Annotated in this window: 18 protein-coding genes; 16 read left to right on the top strand and 2 right to left on the bottom strand. The window is 53.1% G+C overall.

Annotation, left to right across the window (positions count from 1 at the left end):
• The first annotated feature begins 44 nt into the window (after positions 1–44).
• From J2X61_RS26865 to J2X61_RS26805, 13 genes are all read left to right on the top strand, one after another.
• Positions 45–1142 (top strand): endospore germination permease, encoded by a 1098-nt coding sequence (locus J2X61_RS26865; RefSeq protein ID WP_274467037.1) that lies wholly within the window; start codon positions 45–47, stop codon positions 1140–1142.
• Positions 1139–2590, top strand: coding sequence for a spore germination protein (locus J2X61_RS26860; protein WP_310192238.1), 1452 nt, complete (start codon positions 1139–1141; stop codon positions 2588–2590). Before J2X61_RS26865 ends, J2X61_RS26860 begins: the two co-directional genes overlap by 4 nt.
• Complete coding sequence (locus J2X61_RS26855) at positions 2587–3747, top strand: Ger(x)C family spore germination protein (protein WP_274467035.1); 1161 nt, start codon at positions 2587–2589, stop codon at positions 3745–3747. The genes J2X61_RS26860 and J2X61_RS26855 overlap by 4 nt, the downstream gene beginning before the upstream one ends.
• Before the next feature lie 596 nt (positions 3748–4343).
• A complete protein-coding gene (locus J2X61_RS26850) occupies positions 4344–5273 on the top strand; it encodes a hypothetical protein (RefSeq protein ID WP_310192234.1) in 930 nt (309 codons plus the stop codon).
• Between the two features lie 70 nt (positions 5274–5343).
• Positions 5344–6081, top strand: a complete 738-nt coding sequence (locus J2X61_RS26845) for an ABC transporter ATP-binding protein (RefSeq protein WP_274467033.1) — start codon at positions 5344–5346, stop codon at positions 6079–6081.
• Positions 6074–6823, top strand: a complete 750-nt coding sequence (locus J2X61_RS26840; protein ID WP_310192230.1) for an ABC transporter permease — start codon at positions 6074–6076, stop codon at positions 6821–6823. Before J2X61_RS26845 ends, J2X61_RS26840 begins: the two co-directional genes overlap by 8 nt.
• Positions 6824–6828: 5 nt before the next feature.
• Positions 6829–8304, top strand: coding sequence for a sensor histidine kinase (locus J2X61_RS26835; protein ID WP_274467031.1), 1476 nt, complete (start codon positions 6829–6831; stop codon positions 8302–8304).
• Positions 8301–8990 (top strand): response regulator transcription factor, encoded by a 690-nt coding sequence (locus tag J2X61_RS26830; protein ID WP_274467030.1) that lies wholly within the window; start codon positions 8301–8303, stop codon positions 8988–8990. Before J2X61_RS26835 ends, J2X61_RS26830 begins: the two co-directional genes overlap by 4 nt.
• 230 nt (positions 8991–9220) lie before the next feature.
• A complete protein-coding gene (locus J2X61_RS26825; RefSeq protein ID WP_274467029.1) occupies positions 9221–9907 on the top strand; it encodes an MgtC/SapB family protein in 687 nt (228 codons plus the stop codon).
• Between the two features lie 154 nt (positions 9908–10061).
• Entirely contained in the window at positions 10062–10535 is a 474-nt protein-coding gene (locus tag J2X61_RS26820; protein ID WP_274467028.1) for a MarR family winged helix-turn-helix transcriptional regulator, read from the top strand.
• Between the two features lie 47 nt (positions 10536–10582).
• On the top strand, positions 10583–11752 hold the full coding sequence (locus J2X61_RS26815; RefSeq protein WP_310192223.1) for an ArsA family ATPase: 1170 nt from the start codon (positions 10583–10585) through the stop codon (positions 11750–11752).
• 19 nt (positions 11753–11771) lie between these two features.
• Positions 11772–12005 (top strand): hypothetical protein, encoded by a 234-nt coding sequence (locus tag J2X61_RS26810; RefSeq protein WP_310192220.1) that lies wholly within the window; start codon positions 11772–11774, stop codon positions 12003–12005.
• Positions 12006–12031: 26 nt separating this feature from the next.
• Complete coding sequence (locus J2X61_RS26805) at positions 12032–12382, top strand: DUF6463 family protein (protein ID WP_310192217.1); 351 nt, start codon at positions 12032–12034, stop codon at positions 12380–12382.
• Between the two features lie 347 nt (positions 12383–12729).
• On the opposite strand, the gene J2X61_RS26800 is transcribed toward J2X61_RS26805, so the two are convergent.
• A complete protein-coding gene (locus J2X61_RS26800; RefSeq protein WP_274467024.1) occupies positions 12730–13182 on the bottom strand; it encodes a flavodoxin in 453 nt (150 codons plus the stop codon).
• Between the two features lie 208 nt (positions 13183–13390).
• Between J2X61_RS26800 and J2X61_RS26795 the strand changes: the two genes are divergently transcribed.
• Both J2X61_RS26795 and J2X61_RS26790 read left to right on the top strand, forming a co-directional pair.
• On the top strand, positions 13391–14365 hold the full coding sequence (locus J2X61_RS26795; protein ID WP_310192214.1) for a TrmB family transcriptional regulator: 975 nt from the start codon (positions 13391–13393) through the stop codon (positions 14363–14365).
• 26 nt (positions 14366–14391) lie between these two features.
• Positions 14392–15045, top strand: a complete 654-nt coding sequence (locus J2X61_RS26790; RefSeq protein ID WP_310192211.1) for an HD domain-containing protein — start codon at positions 14392–14394, stop codon at positions 15043–15045.
• Between the two features lie 75 nt (positions 15046–15120).
• Here the strand turns inward: J2X61_RS26790 and J2X61_RS26785 are convergent, their stop codons facing one another.
• Positions 15121–15948, bottom strand: a complete 828-nt coding sequence (locus J2X61_RS26785) for a DUF2935 domain-containing protein (RefSeq protein WP_274467021.1) — start codon at positions 15946–15948, stop codon at positions 15121–15123.
• Positions 15949–16107: 159 nt separating this feature from the next.
• On the opposite strand from J2X61_RS26785, the gene J2X61_RS26780 reads away from it, so the two are divergent.
• Complete coding sequence (locus tag J2X61_RS26780) at positions 16108–17361, top strand: DUF445 domain-containing protein (RefSeq protein ID WP_310192209.1); 1254 nt, start codon at positions 16108–16110, stop codon at positions 17359–17361.
• The last annotated feature ends 22 nt before the right edge of the window (positions 17362–17383 follow it).

Raw genomic sequence — 17383 nt, 5'->3', positions numbered from 1 at the left:
CGAAGAAACTATTGCCACCTTATCCCAAAAATGGGGGATTTCCCATGCCGGTCATGCATAAGAAAATTACGGCGCTTCAACTGTATTACGTCATCATTATTTCGATTGCGATAACGGATCACGTGCTCTTAATCCCTGTTCTGCTGCATTACGGCAAACGGGACTCCTGGGTCGGAGCGGGGCTTTCCCTTCTGCCTACGCTCGTATGGATTTGCTTGTTGTTTATCGTCATCCGGCGGTCCGGACAGCAAAATATGCTGCTCTGGGTTCGCCAGAGATACGGAAGCTTCCTCACGTCCCTTCTGAAGCTCATCATCATCGGCATTGCGGGGACGCATGCAGCCATTACCCTGCAGGATATGGTGACTTGGACCCATATTTCTTATTTGCCCCGAACACCGCCGCTTATGATCTCTCTTGCGTTTATGCTGTTCTGCTTCTTTGCCGCGCGTGAAGGGATTCGGGCCATTGCGATTACTTCGGGCATTCTGCTGCCTGTCGTTGTATTGCTTGGTTATTTTGTCATGGGGGCGAACTTTCAGTACAAAGATTACAGCCTGCTTACCCCTCTATTTACGCATGGCTATGGTCCCACCATCCAAACGCTGTATTTATCCTGCGGCGCGTCCTTCGAACTAATCAGTATCGTTTTCCTTCAACACCACGTCGATACCCGCATTAAGCTTCCGGCGCTGCTCATCATCGGGGGGTGTTTGGTAGGACTGACCATTGGTCCGTTGATCGGGGCCATTGCCATATTCGGTCCTTTCGAAGGGGAAGAGCTCAGATATCCGGCGTTTGAACAATGGCGCATGGTGACGCTCGGGAAATATATTTCTCATTTGGATTTCCTGTCTATCTTCCAATGGATCTCTGGTGCGTGCGTCCGGATGTCTATGCTGATGTTTATCATCATCGATGCACTGATGATTCGCAAGAAAAGCAGCCGTACGCTGCTGCTGGTCGGTATCAGCCTCCTCTTCGTATCCGTATGTCTCCTGCCGATCACAGACAATCAGATGGTGTATTTTATCCAAACCTGGTATTACCCCATGATGTTCCCTGTAGGCGCCGGGCTGCTCGGTGTCCTGCTGCTGCTGTCCATCTTGCCTGGTAAGCGAAAGGAGAAGGTGACGAAGTGAATGAACAACAGGTAAGGGAATGGTTCGCCGAATCGGCCGATGTAATCGTGAAAAGCTATGCTTTAACCGAAGATGAACCCGGTCATAAGGTGGTGCTTCTGTACTGCGACGGTATGATCAACAAAGATCATATTGAACAGCGGGTGGTGCCTCATCTTCAGCGGTTTATTTACCAACGGGGAGAGAGAGGCACGTCCGGGCTGGCGCTTCCGACGCTGCTTCAAATGCAGGAAATTACGGGGTCTGATGCGGTCGCAACGATGACGCTTCAAGTCTATTCAGGGTTCTTGGTTATCTTATTCGAAGCGGAGCAGCGTTTCTTCAGCCTCGATCTGTCCAACCCGCCGAACCGCTCCCCGGAAGAATCCAATACGGAGACTTCCATTAAAGGACCGCGGGATGCGTTCACGGAGAACATTACGACGAATATCGCGCTCATTCGCAAAAGACTGTTAACACGCAGTCTATGCTGCGAACGGATGACGCTCGGCAAACGAAGCCATACATCCGTAGCTCTTATGTATCTGGGCGATGTGATCGATTCGGATGTGCTCGAGGACGCAAGACGCCGGCTGCAGGCCGTCGATCTCGATGCCTTGATTTCCAGCGCTCAACTGGAGGAATTGTTAACGGAGCAAAAGTTCAATTTCTTTCCCTTGCTCGATTATGCGGGAAGACCTGATTTCATAGCGGACAGCCTGCTGCGCGGCCGCTTCGCCATCCTTGTGGACGGATCGCCTATGGTTCTCATGGCTCCTGCGAATCTCATGTTCATTTTGAAGTCGCCGGAAGATGTGCATTCGCCCTATTACTATGTGGCGTTCGAACGCGTGCTTCGGTTAGGGGGGTTGGTCGTCGCCACACTGCTGCCAGGTTTCTGGATATCGCTATCCGCCTTCAACCTGGATCAAATTCCGTACTCGCTTGTCGCCACCATCTCAGCGTCCAGACTGGGGCTTCCGATGTCAGGACCACTGGATTTTGTGATCATGCTGCTGCTGTTTGAGCTGTTCCGTGAAGCAGGTGCGAGACTGCCGAAAGTCGTGGGACAAACCGTGACGGTTGTCGGCGGGCTAATTGTCGGGGATGCGGCGATACGTTCGGGGATAACAAGTCCGACGACGCTCGTCATTACCTCAATCTCGACTATCTCGATGTACACGCTTGTCAATCAGGCACTTGCGGGTACGGTGACGATCTTGCGGATACTTATCTTATTTGAATCGATGATCTTTGGCATATACGGGTTCATGGTCTCTTTGATCGGGCTTATCCTGTATATGTCGACGTTAGAGTCGTTCGGAGTTCCCTACTTGTCGCCGTTGTCGCCGCCTCGCTTCAAGGAAATGATTCCGGCTATACTCGCTAAACCATTCCGCAGTATGAAGCATAGACCGAAGATGCTGAGTCCGAAAGATGACACGCGTCAGAACGGGGGCGCCTCATGAAGATGGGACGCTTGGTCCGGATGGCGGCCGGGTTGCTGATAATCGTTAGCCAGACAGGCTGTTGGGACATCAAAACCATCCAAGACACCAATTATTTGACGGCCATCGGATTTGATTATCAGAAAGGCCGCTACATCGTCTACGGTCAAATGCTGGATTTCGCTTCTGTTGCCAAGCAAGAGGGGAGCAAAGCATCCCAACCGCCGCAAATTTGGGTAGGCCGCGAAGAAGGAGATACGGTTAACGATGCTTTTAATAAATTGTACAAGACGACTCAGCAGCGCGTTTTTTGGGGGCATGTCAGCGCCTATTTGTTCTCAAGCAGCGCACTTAAGCAAGGTATCGGCAAATTCACGGACGGCTCCGTACGATACAGCGAAACGAGGTTCACACAGTGGATTTACAGCACGGATGAGTCGATCGAAGCGATATTTACGATCATTCCATTTTTCAATGTCTCGCCAATGTCTTCCATCCTCATGAATCCGACAGAAAATTATCGCCAGCGGTCTTATATTCGTCCATTCCGGTTGTATAAAGTGGCGGCTTTGCTGCGTGAGCCGGGTTATACCCTCATGATACCGACTTTGAGCATCCGGGACGACGTCTGGACGAGGAATCAGAAGCCGGACCCTAAATTGGAAGTGAACGGCGTTTACGCTATTGGCAAGCATGAACGAGTGAATTGGTTATCCGAGAGCCAGTTTACGGGGGACCGGTGGATGGAGAGAAACACGGCTCGTTCCCCGCTTGTCATTTACAAGGATAATAAGCCAATCCATACGTTGTCGATCAATAAACCGAAGGCTCGTATAACCTTGCACAAGAGCGATGCTCTGGTCTTCGATGTCCACGTGAAATGCAAGGCAGTCTCGGTGGAAGTCACGGAGAATGTACCTGAGGATTTTTTGCAGAAACAGGCTGAAAAGCAAATAGCGGAAGAAATTAAAATGACCTTCGAGCAAGGCAGGAAACGCGGTGTCGATGTGTACCAGTTAGAGCATGCCCTGTATAAGCAGGACTTCAAGTCGTGGGCGAAGCTGACCTTGAACGGTACGCAGCCGCTGGAAGGGTACCAGCTGGGGGATATCCAAGTCGAAGTTCAGCTCAGGCATTCGGGGATGCTCAAATTAAAAGACAAGGAACCTCAATATTAATAAAAGGGTGAGCGGGCTGCTTGCCTTTTTTGTGCGGGGTGACTTGTTGCGCGGATTCGTCTACGGTGAGCGGGCGGTTATCGGCGAAATTTTCCGCGTTGAGCGAAATCTATATGATTTTTCGAATAGAATGAGCGGGTTGTCGCCGAAAAGGGGAAAATGTGTTCTATTTTTCATATAGAATGTCGCTCTCCACCCCGCCCGCTGTCCGCTCACACGCAGATCATCCACGGCCGGTTCACACCCCGCCTTTCACTCACACGCTGATCATCCGCCGACGGATCGCGCACCGCATTGCGTTCGCTCGCTGATCATCCACCGCCGTTTCACATCCCGCCTTTCACTCATTCGCTGATTATCCACCGCCGGTTCACGTCCCGCCTTTCACTCGCTGATCCTTCGCCAACATATCGCCCCGCTCACATACTGCTCCCCCACCAGCCTCCTCTCACTTTAGAAATATTTAAGAATTGTTTTAGGGTGAATTAATAGGTGATTTAGTGGCTATTAAGATCGAGAGGATAAGATGGTTACATGGAAGCGAGAGACGCATCCAAATCAGATATAGCGTTAGAGAACGCGGAGGCCAAGAAGATATGAATAAAAAGTTAGCCATGATGGGATTGGGTGTAGCGGTAGGCAGCATGATGCTGGTAACGAGCGTATATGCGGGAGTGGGCGACGCCCCGGGATATGAAACGTTCAAGTCGGCAGTGAAGCAGACGGCGGCCGTTCATAATGTCACGCGCCAAGTCAACGTAACGCTTCAAGATAACGGCGCCGAGCTGTTGAACGTCAAGTCGACGATCAAGAGCAGCGGCGACAACCAAGCGGGAAGCGCTGCGGTTACCGTGAAGAGCGGCAATGACGAGCAGACGATTCACTTCTACAACCAAGACGGGAAGCACATCATCAAAACAGACGACTCCGAGACCTACAAATTGCTGGAAGGCGAAGGGATGGACCGCAAGTTCAAAGATCGTGAAGCTCACACGCCAGACCCGCAGATCGTTAGCGAAGTGGAAAACGTCGTCGACGCCCTCGTAGGCAACCTGAAAAACTATGTGACCATGGATGAAGCTGCGGGCAATGTGAAAGAGATTCATTTTAAATTGTCCGGCAGCCAAATTTCACCTGTGGTGAACACGATCGGTTCCCTTGCCATCAAGCATGCAACCATCGAGAACGGTCGCCATCCGGTGCCGGCCAAGGCGGATACGCTTGGCGTGGATATAACGACGCTCAAGAACAGCCTGCCGCAATTGATCTCCGACATCAAAATGGATGAAGTCGAGGTGAACGCCAGCGTTGACGCGGATAACCATATTACGAACCAAACCGCACAAATTCATATTTCCGGCAAAGACGCACAGGGAGCGGCGCACGATGTGGTGCTGAGCGTGGATATGACGCTGTCCAGCCTGAACTCGACAACGCCGGATACGGTGGATTTGACGGGCAAACAGCTGGAAACCGTCAAGTTTGATCACGAACAATCCCACAAAAACTGGGGCGGCAGCAACTAATTCGCTTCACCAAGGAGGCTGTGCGAAATCTGGCGCTCACCTCCTTATTTCCTTGAAAGGCGGCTAACGCATGAAGCCAGTCGTTGAAATTATGAATCTGACGAAAGTTTACAATAACCAGCGAGGTATCCATGATGTCCATATGACGGTACAGCAGGGCGATATATACGGGTTCTTCGGGCCGAACGGCGCCGGCAAAACAACCGTCATGAAAATCATGACCGGCCTTGTCCGGGCGCAGCAAGGCACGGTGAAGCTGTTCGGCTACGACGTCTCCGCGCAGTACGAGCAGGCGATGGCGAAGGTAGGCGTATTGATCGAAACCGCCGAAGCATACACCTACATGAGCGGCAGACGGAATTTGGAGCTCGCGGCGCGGTTTTATCCCGGTGTCTCCAAGCGGCGCATAGACGAAGTTCTGGACATCGTCGGGCTTACCCCGTATCAGCAGGAGAAAGTGGCGGGCTACTCGCTCGGCATGAAACAACGGCTCGGACTTGCCGCGGCCATGCTGTCGAAGCCGGAGCTGCTCATCCTCGATGAACCGACGAACGGTCTCGACATCGAGGGCATGGTTCATATCCGCGAGATCATTATGCGCCTGGCACAGGAAGAGCGCATCACCTTCCTGATCTCCAGCCATCTCATTCACGAGATGGAGCTGATGTGCAACCGAATGGGCATCATTCATCAAGGCCGTTTGGTCCGCGAAGGTCTCGTGTCAGAAATAGCCTTAGGCAGCGCGTCGCTGGAGGAAGCGTATTTGCGCGAAATTCAAGAAGTAAGGAGGGCGGTCGCCCATGCATAGCTTAACAGCCAACCTGTGGAACGAATCGCTCAAAATCACGTACAAGAAGAAAACGCTCTTCTTCCTGGCCTTCACGCTGCTGCTTCCCCTCATCGCAGGGCTGCTGCTGTCCAGGTTTCAGAGCGGTATCGGGATTGGAGCGATCGCCTCGCAGGATTTTCCCATCATCATGTTGGGACTCTTAAGCAGTATCTTTCTGCCGCTCTTCATTTTCATGGGCGCCGCGGACGTCTTCGCCGGGGAAATGGGCGACCGCACGATGAAAAACACGCTCACGCGGCCAATCACGCGCATCAAGGTGTTCGCATCCAAACAGCTGGCGCTGGGTATTTTCATCGCGCTATACTTGGCTGCCGGAATGCTGGCGTCCGTCGTGTCGGCGCTGTTTTTCCAGCATTTCGGGGGCTTATCTGCGATTGCCAAATGGTTCCTCGCCTACGGCGCAGCTTTCCTTCCGCTGCTGGTGCTCAGTATGGGCTCTGTATTTCTGGCGCAATTCTTCTCCAGCTCCTCCTCGGCGCTCACAGTCAGCATTCTGCTCTATTTAGCCTTCAAAGTAGCGGCCTTCTTCATCCCGCAGATCGCCATGTATTCGCCTACGGCTTACACGGATTGGCATATGCTTTGGATCGGCAGCGGACTAGCGCTCGGCAAGGTGAGTAGTATCTTTATGTTTTTGATAGCGTGTAGTATATTGTTTTTTACAGCAGGTTATTATGTGTTTGATAAAAAGGAGATCTGACTTCGATGTCGATTCGCTTACGGCTGGTACTTTCATATATCGCCATGCTGCTCGTACCCCTTGTCCTTCTGGGGCTGGCCGTGATCCTAATCTCCATCGCGACGTTCGGCAGTTTGAAGTCGGGCTTTCAGGTCGATTTCTCCCAAGGCAATCCGATCAAGCGAGTTGTCGAACAGGAACTGGACAATGTTGCATACATGAAAGCCAAAACGGAAACCGATCCTGACGCTTTCCTCGACCCCGTATTCATCAAGGACCTGGAGGATCGATTCCACAAAATCAATATGGGCATCATCATTCGCAAAGACAAAGAGATTACGTACAGTTCCCCTTATCTCAAAGAAGGTGAAGCGGAGGATACGTCCAAGCTCCCGGCCTTCGGCACTTCATCCGGGCAATTCCACCGGAATCAGGCTTCATTCTGGGTAACCCGGCAGCAGGATTTTCTCTTTTCCGATAAAAGCAAAGGATCCGTCTTCGTGTTTCTGGACGGGGGCCCTTTCCAGAAATATTTGCATCAGTTTTCCAAATCGGTCATTTTAACATTCGTCATTATTCTCGTTGTCACCAATGGGGTGCTCACGTACTTCGTTTCGCGAAGCATTATTCGGCCTCTTCGGGCGCTCAAACGGGCGGCGGAGGAAATCAAGGACGGCAACCTCGATTTCGAGGTCGTGCCGCAATCAGACGATGAAATCGGCGAGCTTAGCCGGGCTTTCGAAGAAATGCGCCGCAAGCTGAAGAAATCCGTCGAAGTTCAACTGCAATATGAAGAGAACCGCAAGGAGCTCATTTCGAACATTTCCCATGATTTGAAAACGCCGGTGACCGCCATCAAAGGCTACGCCCACGGCATCATGGACGGCGTCACGAATTCCCCCGATAAGCTGGAGAAGTATATTCGTACGATTTATACGAAAGCGGCGGATATGGACCGGCTTATTGACGAACTGTTCCTTTTCTCCAAGCTGGATTTGGGCAAAGTGCCGTTTCAGTTCGAGTCCGTAGATCTGGGTCAGTATGTGCTGGATTGTGCGCAGGAGCTGCAGTTCGATATGGAGAAGAAAGGCGTCCGCTTCACACTGGCTGAGCTGCCGAAGGAGCCGCTGATCGTAACGGCCGACCGGGATAAGCTGCGGCGGGTGCTGCTGAACATTATCGAGAACGCGATCAAATACAGCGATGAAGGCAACTGCCATATTACCTTGACACTTCGAGAAATCGACGGCAATGCCGTCATTCAAATAAAAGATACCGGACATGGGATCGCGGAGGAGGCGCTGCCTCATATCTTTGACCGGTTCTACCGGGCGGATCCTTCGCGCAACACGGCGACCGGAGGCAGCGGGCTTGGGCTCGCGATAGCCAAACAAATCATGGAAGAGCACGGCGGCCGTATCGGCGCAACGAGCATGATCGGCATGGGCACGACCGTCTACATGGCATTGCCGCTGAACCGGCAGGAGGAGAATCAGGCATGAGCCGAATACTAATCATTGAGGATGAACAAAGCATTGCCGAGCTGGAGCGGGATTATTTGGAGATCAGCGGCTATGAAGTCGATATCGAGAACAGTGGCGATAAGGGGCTGCAGATGGCCCTGGCCGCGGAGTATGATCTCATCATTCTCGATTTGATGCTGCCGAAGATCGACGGCTTCGAAATCTGCCGGCGCATACGCAGCGAGAAGGACATTCCCATTCTGATGGTTTCCGCCAAAAAGGAAGACATCGATAAAATCCGCGGCCTCGGCCTCGGCGCCGACGATTACATCATCAAGCCCTTCAGCCCCAGCGAGCTGGTGGCCAGAGTCAAAGCGCATCTTGCCCGTTACGAACGGCTGATGGGGCGGCGCGAAGCGAAGAACGACGAGGTTCGCATACGCGGCTTGATGATCGACAAGACTGCACGCCGCGTCTTCGTGAACGAGAAGGAAGTCGTCTTCACGACGAAGGAGTTCGATCTGCTCGCACATCTTGCGATGAACCCGAATCGGGTGTACAGCAAAGAGCAGCTGTTTGACCTCCTGTGGGGGATGGACGCCATGGGCGAAATCGCGACCGTGACGGTGCATATCCGCAAGCTGCGCGAGAAGATCGAGCAGGACCCTTCGAATCCGCAATATATTGAGACGATCTGGGGAGCGGGGTACCGGTTCCGGATTTAAAGCCTGGCCAGAGTGGGAAACTCTGGTTGGGCTTTTTTTGTCTATGCTTTGGTGAGGGGATTTAAACGCAGTTAAATACCCAGAAACCGGATCTGTTCAAGCCCGGTCTTTTTTTGTTTGCACACATAAAAAACGTGGTAATTAACTTATGGTTATTTACAGATTGGAAATGTTAAGATATTGTAAATGCTAACTTTAACATTCGATTTGACATAGAGGAGACCACAACGATGGTACTAACTGTAGATGCTCAGGACTTGATCAAATTAGGGATCGCAGCTGTTTTTGGCTTAATTATCGGTCTTGAACGGGAAATCCGGAATAAGCCGCTCGGGCTCAAAACTTCGCTAGTCATCTGCTTAGCCAGCTGTTTGTTGACGATCGTATCGATCGAATCTGCGAATAAATATGCAGTCGCGGGGCTGCATGTGATGGACCCGATGCGGCTTGCGGCGCAGGTGGTGAGCGGGATCGGCTTCCTGGGCGCCGGGGCCATTCTGCGAAAGCATAACGATGTCATTATCGGGCTAACGACGGCGGCGTTGATCTGGGGCGCGGCGGGCCTGGGGATCGCGGTGGGAGCCGGGTTTATTATAGAAGCTTTCTTCGGCCTGCTGCTCATTATGGTGAGTGTTGTCGTCTTGCCATATTTCATTAAGAAAATGGGGCCAAGACCGCTATTGATGAAGGATTTGCGGGTGAGGCTCGTCGTCAACCACGAAGCTAATTTAACGGAAATTATTAAGGCCATTATTGCCAAAGGTTATAAAATGAAGAGCGTTCACATCAAGGAATTGAACCAGGAGCTGCAAGAGCTCAATTTCATCGTATTCATTGACCGTAAATACGCTTCGGAAGTATACGATGAGTTGAAGAGTATGGCGTATATCGAAATCGCCGAAGTGGAGACATTGTAAAAGAAGGGATCGGGCTGGCGTAGTTGCCGGTTTCCGGCCCTTTTTTTGTGCGACTGCCAAGCCAAATGCCGCTTGCAATTACTACGAATGTGTAGTAAATTAGGGGTAGTCAATTTAATACGATATCGTAGTTTATTCGAAGAAAGGGATGCCCATGCAGCAGCTGTTCGAGCTTTTTTTCAAAAATGGTCTGCGTCCGCTTAGTGTGTTCCCCGACACGTCACACCTGGAATTGCAGCTTACGAGTTCGGATTTTGCCGCTCTGCTGCTACTGAAGTTCCATGAACAGCTGACGATGTCCCAAATGGCAGATTTCTTGGGAGCCCCCCTCAGCACGGTGACGAGTATCGCCAAACGGCTTGTGCGCAAAGGTTACATCTACAGAGAGAAGTCGCAGCAGGACCAGCGCATTATCGTCAATCGGTTGACGGAAGATGGGGAGTTGATCGCCGAAGAGGCGCTCGGCACGATGAATAAGATGTTCGGCCGGATCGAAAGCGCGCTGTCAGCCGAGGAGCTACAGCAGTTTATTCGTCTTTCGTTGAAGGTGGCCAAAGCGTTACAGCATAACGCGGAACCGGAGGAGCCGGTGAAATCTCCGAAATTGAGATCCATTGAGATTGAGTAATTTTTTTATTTAAATACTACGAAATCGTACTAATGGAGGGATCCGTCATGCGCATTATTATCTATACGGGTAAAGGCGGCGTCGGCAAAACGAGCATCGCCGCAGCGACAGCTTACCGGCTGGCAGCCGAAGGCCAACGAACGATCGTTTTGAGCACGGATGCCGCTCACAGTCTGTCGGATTCATTGGGTATCCAGCTTGGGCCAGAGCCCATGCTCATCCATGACCGGCTATGGGCGCAGGAGATCGATAGCTTGAAGGAGACGGAGCGGCATTGGGGAAGTGTGCGCAGTTGGTTCACGAGCTTCATGCAATGGGCCAACTTGGATGACATCGGTTCGGAAGAGCTGATGATATTTCCGGGCTTCGAGGAGCTGTTCTCTCTGCTAAGAATCAAGGAGCATGCGGAAAGCGGACTGTACGATGCGATTATCGTTGATTGCGCGCCGACAGGAGAGACTTTACGGCTCCTAAGCTACCCGCAGCTGCTCAAGTGGTGGGTACGCAATATTTTCCCATTCGAGCGCAAAATTCTGAAGCTGGCCCGTCCGGTTATGAAGGTTACCAAAGGCTTGGAACTGCCCGGAGACGATGTGATGGATAGCTTCAGCCAAGTCGTCGAACAGCTGGAGAAGCTGCAGCAGGTCATCGCCGACCCTGAGGTTACCAGCATTCGCCTGGTCGTCAATCCGGAGAAGATGGTGATAGCGGAAGCCCGGAGAGCTTTGACGAGCCTGAACTTATACGGCTTTCACACCGATGCGGTTATCGTCAATAAAGTGTTGTCCGAAGAGGCGGCAGGCGGGTATTTCGCGCAGTGGAAACAAATTCAGAACCGGTACGAGGAAGAAATCCAGCATTGCTTCCATCCGCTTCCGATCTTGCGGGTGCCGCTTATGCCCCTTGAGGTGGTGGGCAAGGATATGCTCGAGCGTGTTGCTGCTGCGGCTTTTGATGATCGGGCCTGCGGGGCCATTCTGCATCGGGGGATCCTGGAGGAAGTGAAGAAAGCGGAGGCAGGCTATGAGCTTCGGATTTCGCTGCCTTTCACCGAGAAGAAGCAGCTGCAATTGAATCAAAAAGGCGATGAGTTAACGCTGCAGGTCGGAAGCTATAAGCGCATCGTTGCGCTGCCGAGAGTTTTGCTGGGGCGCCAAGTGCAAGGGGCCCGGCTGGAGGACGGCGTACTGACGGTCCGGTTTGGTCTGGTGGAATAAAAAAGAGGAGGAAACGATTATGAGCGCACGCACGAACCTGCAAGACCTTGAGGATATCGTAAGCTGTCTGGAGGAAGTGAAGAATATCGTGGTGGCAAGACTCGTTCCAGAAGAAGCCAGAACCCATTTCCGGCAAGCGGAGAAAGAGGCGCTGCTCGGAGTCCGCTCGCTGCTTGATGCGGCGATTGGACGTTTGGACGACGAGCAGCCCCGGAAGAAAGAACGGTCGAAGCAGATCCCGGTTGAGGAATAAGTTTGTACGAGAAGGGGGAGATGAGTATGGGGATTCAAAAACACAGCGGGTGGATGGTGGAGTGGACTGCTTATCTACACACGGCGATCGGGTTAATTCTGTTCTGGAAGCCGGTCAGTGACATCGCCGCAGCCGGAGTATGGAATGCGGTCGGCCGGGATATCGACAGATCCAATGCAATCTGGTTCCTGTTCTTTGGGGTGCTTCTATGGAACATTGCGCGGATGCTGCGCTGGTTGACCACTCGGCAAAGCATACCGATTCCTCGTTTCGTCGGCTGGCAGATACTCATTTTCTCCATAATAGGCGCGATCTGTATGCCTGTCTCCGGGTTCTGGCTTGTAATTCCCCAAGCGATCTATATGTTGAAACGATAGGCGAATTCTCCGGCTTCCGCGAGGATCAGTGAAGCACCTATAGGCGAATGTCTAACGGACATGGAAGACGTTATTTGATGAGATTAACGATATTGCAAAATCTAACGGACACAGGAGGCGCTATTTGCTCCGAATATGCATGCTAACCATGTTTTTAACCCAAATAACGTCCGTGGTGTCCGTTAGACTGGAATAAGCAGCTTTTTTGGCCAAATAGAGTCCTTATGGTCCGTTAGGATGTGGAGAGTTGTGGGGATCGCGCCAAGCCCAAGCCCGAACCCGAACCCGAACCCGAACCCGATCCAGATCCAGATCGAGATCCCGGCGGAACAGCAAGCCCGCCCGTATTAAGCCGTAACACCGACAGCGGCAGCAAATTTCGCGCCGATCTCGCGACACATTTGTTTTTCCTCTTTGGATGGGTTCAACTCGATTTTGATCCCGTCGAACACTTTATCCGTCCCCCGTTCAGCAAGCTTAGCTTCAATCGTATCTACGGCTTTGCCGAAATGATCGTAAGACGAGTCCGCTGATCCGAATGCACCGGATTTGCGGCCTTTAAGATCCAGGCTGTCCAGCTCATCGTAGAAATCCTCGAATTCATCCGGCAGATCGCCGTCGCCCCACGTGTAAGCTCCAAGCAAAATGCCGTCATACGCCTCCAATTCCGCTCCGCTGGCGTCCATAACGGATTTCACGACAGGCTCAATGCCTGCTTCGCGAATGCCATCGGCGATTTCTTCAGCAATTTCCTCCGTATTCCCTGACATGCTGGCGTACACGATAATAATTTTTGGCATGAATATCCCTCCATAGGAACGATGTAGTTAAATGATAACGATTATCAATCTCATAATAAGTGATAATGATTTTCATTGTCAACAAAAAACGCAATGAAAAAAATTCATTCTTACGCTGCGCGAGCCAAGAGCCGAGAAGGACAATGCCGCCTGCAGGAAGAATGATACAATATCGCAACAATGCACCGATGTTAAAGGGGGAGCTGGCATGGAGGATGTGCTGCAGCATTTGAAAAATCTCGGCTTCACGGATCTGGAAGCGAAGTGCCTGCACGTGCTCGCCGAATGCGGCACGCAGACGGGCTACGAAATCGCCAAGCAGCTTGGCGTTTCGCGCTCGAACGTTTACTCCGCGCTGCAGAAGCTGGCGGAGAAAGGCGCGGTGCTCACCAGCCATGGGGAGCCCACGCACTACCAAAGCGTGCCGATCGGAGAGATCGGCGAGCGCATTGAAGCGGAGCTGCAAGCATCGATCCGCTACGTGAAGGAGCACATGCCGAAGCAGGATGCGCACCGGTCGGAATACTACAGCTTGGAAGGCGACGCCAAGGTGATGGAACGCATTCGGAAGGAGCTGCGCAAGGCGAAGGAGGAAGTGCTCTGTGACCTGTGGGCGCAGGAGGCGCAGCTGCTGAAGGAAGAGCTGCGGAAGGTGCCGGAGCAGGGCGTGCGTCTCTTGGTCTCGTCGGTCGGCGATACGCCGCTGCCGGGCAGCGTTCCGCAGTTCCCGCATAAGCGCGATGCGGCGTGGAACGAGCGCAAGGGGCGCAAATTCACGCTATTAATCGACCGCAAGCTGGCGATCGTCGGCACTCGCGGAGGCGATGAACAGACGCTCGCAATGCTGACGGAGCATCCCGCCATGGTGGAGCTGCTGCTGAACAGCTTCTGGCACGATGTGGTGATTCACGAGCTGCAGCAGGATATGGGCGCCAAGCTGGAGGATAAATACGGCAAAAACTTCAAAAAAATCATTCAGAAATACACAACGGGAAAAGATAAAGACGCTGCCGCTGCGGATTCGCAGAAGCGACCGATTGACAGAGCGGGCGAGGGGAAGCCGGCGGACGACAAGTCCGGCGAAGGCTTGACGCCAACAGGCAAGACCCGCGAGAACAAAGCGAGCGAAGAGAAATCGACGGAAAACAAACCCGGTGAAGGAAAGAGGAAAAAGAAGAAATGACGTATCAGCATCAAGGAGAACATGGGATGACCGAACGGCAAGAGGGCATTCTACGCGCGGCGGAAGCGCTGGTGAAAGAGAAGCTGGAACGCGATAGCAGCGGCCACGACTGGTGGCACATCTACCGCGTCGTGCAGACGACGAAGCGCATCGCCGCCCGGGAAGGCGCCGACGCGTTCGTCTGCGAGCTTGCGGCGCTGCTTCACGATGTCGCGGACGAGAAGCTGAACGCGGATCCGGCAGCCGCGCAGCGCGAGCTGGAAGCATGGCTGGCTGACAGCGGCACGCCGGCAGCCGCGGTGGACCACGTGCTCGAGATCATCGGCACGATGTCGTTCAAGGGCGGCGCGCGTCCCCCTATGCGCACGCTGGAAGGCCAGGTCGTGCAGGATGCCGACCGGTTGGATGCGATAGGCGCGGTGGGCATCTCGCGCGTATTTGCCTATTCGGGCTGGAAGGGCCGCCCGATTCACGACCCTTCCGTCATGGTGCGAGAGCACATGACGGCTGCGGAGTATCGCTCAGGTAACGATACCGCGATCAATCACTTCTACGAGAAGCTCCTGAAGCTGAAGGAGCTGATGAACACGGCCTACGCGCGTCAGCTCGCGGAGGAGCGGCACCGGTTCATGGAGCAGTATCTCGCGCAGTTCTACGCGGAGTGGGAAGGCGAACGATGATCGGCCAGCCGCGGCCGGTGTCCCACGTCATCAAGCCCAAAGAAACCGTCCAGCCATTGGCTAGACGGTTTTTTGTTATTCAAAAGAAGGCTTCGTGAGCGGACAATTCGGCAGACCCAGAATCTCCACATTATAAGCGGCCAGCTTGCGCAGGAAATAGCACGTCTCCGGGATGTGATGCTCCAGGAACCGCAGCGTCAGCTTGCTGAGCAGCTCCGTATGCTGAAAGTCGTTGATCACCTTCTCCACCACGTGATAGAAGCCGATCGTCGTTTCGGCGACCTGTCTGGCGAACTTCTGCTGGACGGGGAAGCCCGGCGCCGTGAAGCGGAGGAAGCCGCGCATGGCGGTATTTTTGACAATGTGGGCGGAGAACTGCTGCCCGTACTGCTGCGTGCTTTTGAGCAGCTCCATTTCCGTTGGATCCAGATGGTTCCCCAGAAGCACCGTGTGCCCCAGCTGATCCTCCATCCACATCTCGATGAGGGCAACGAGCGGGAGGGGCTCATAGTTGACGCCGTTCATCCAAGCGTGCAGAATCCGCAGGTACTCGCCGTTCTCCAGCAAAGTTCCGTTGAAATAAACCGGGGTCATGGAGATCACGACTTTATTTTGAATGCGTAAATGCTGCAAGTGGCCTTCGAACTGGTAATAACCGTGGGCAATGGGGTATATATCCTTAGAGAGCTGAATCATGGTTTCCGATGAAACCGGCAGCGACGGGTCTGTTCGTAAAATCCGGTTCCGCAGTTCGGTGAAGGCGGCGATGTACCTTTTGGCGACGGTGATCCACTGAACCTCTTCGTTGGCCAGCGCCTCGTCCACAAAAATGGCGTGATCCTGCAAAATTTCCACCCAAAACAAATGTTCCTGCCAGGGCGTGATGGTTTCATTTAGACTCATGGAAACGTTCCTCCTAAGCATCTTAACTTCATTCCATTCCCTGCCGATACTACCCATACCGAAATGTATTCAGCAGTTTCAGGATCGAGAACAGCTTTCGTCGGATTTTGTGGTAAAATAGAAGGAATGGTTGATGAATATGGAGCAGAAAGAGATGTTATGACAATGAAAAAAGAAGCTAAGTATATAGCGACGGTCTCCTTAGGCGTGATGGGAGCCGGCTTCCTGGCCACGCTGCCCGTATCCTCCACGGTGTGGGGAGGCTTTCTGCAAGGCGGTTTTGAAGCCGGTGTGGTAGGCGGATTGGCGGACTGGTTCGCCGTTAGCGCCCTGTTCCGTCACCCGCTGGGCATTCCGATTCCGCATACGGCCCTGCTGCCGAAGAACCGTGAGAAAATTACGAATGCGCTCGTGTCCACGGTTCAGAATGAGCTGCTGTCCAAAGAAACGATCCGTGCCCGCTTGCAGCAAATCCGTTTCCTTGAGAAAGGGCTGGAGCTGGCGGAAGGTCATCTGGACAACGCGTCGCTGCACAAAGGGTTGAGCGCTCTCGCCACACAGGCCTTGCTGGCCATCGATCTTGAGAAATTAACTCCGCTGCTCGCAGAGGAGCTGCGCCAGGCGCTGCTGGACGTCGATACGGGCAAGCTCGTTCGCACGCTGGTCGATACGGTGGTTGAAGGCGGCTATGACAGCAAAACGTTCGATTTCGTCCTCGATAAAGTAGAGTCTTGGGCGTTCAAAGCGGAAACGCGGGACCAGCTCGGCGCGATGGCGCTCAAAGCGTTCGAGGGACTGCAGTCCAACGGGTTCATGGCTTTCGCCGTGAATGCGTTCATCGGCATGGTCAACGAGGAGAAGATTGGCGGCATCATTCAGAACTTCCTGCTGTCCTACATCGAACAGCTGCGCATGAAGCATCATCCCCGCAGGGAAGCCGTGCTGTCGTTCATTCGGGGCGAGCTGAACAAGCTGGAGCGGAATCCGCAGCTCTTGGCGGAGCTCGAGGCGCTCAAAGCGAAGCTGCCGGATATGTTTGAGCTGGACGCGAAGCTGTCGGGGCTGCTCGCACGCATCAAAGAGAAAGCGCTGGTTTTCGTGGAACAGCCGGATTTCGTTCCTGCGCATGTGGTGCCGGTGATCCGCAACGTGCTGGCAACGGTCAAGGCGAACGAGGCCTTGCTGCAGCGCGGCGAGAGCTGGGTACAGGATCAGATCGCTTCTTATTTGGAGAAAAATCACAGCAAAATCGGCCAGCTTGTCAAAGAAAATCTCGACAAATTCGATAACGAGAAGCTGACGGAGCTGATGGAAGATAAGGTCGGCAAAGATTTGCAATGGATCCGGGTGAACGGCGCCATCTGCGGCTTCATAATCGGACTGGGCTTGGCCGGAATCAAGATGCTGTTCTAGTTGCAAGGCTGACGGGACATAC

It is taken from the genome of Bacillus sp. 3255, from assembly GCF_031456485.1.
Lineage (GTDB): Bacteria > Bacillota > Bacilli > Paenibacillales > NBRC-103111 > Paenibacillus_E.
This window is presented reverse-complemented; position numbering and strand designations above follow the sequence as displayed.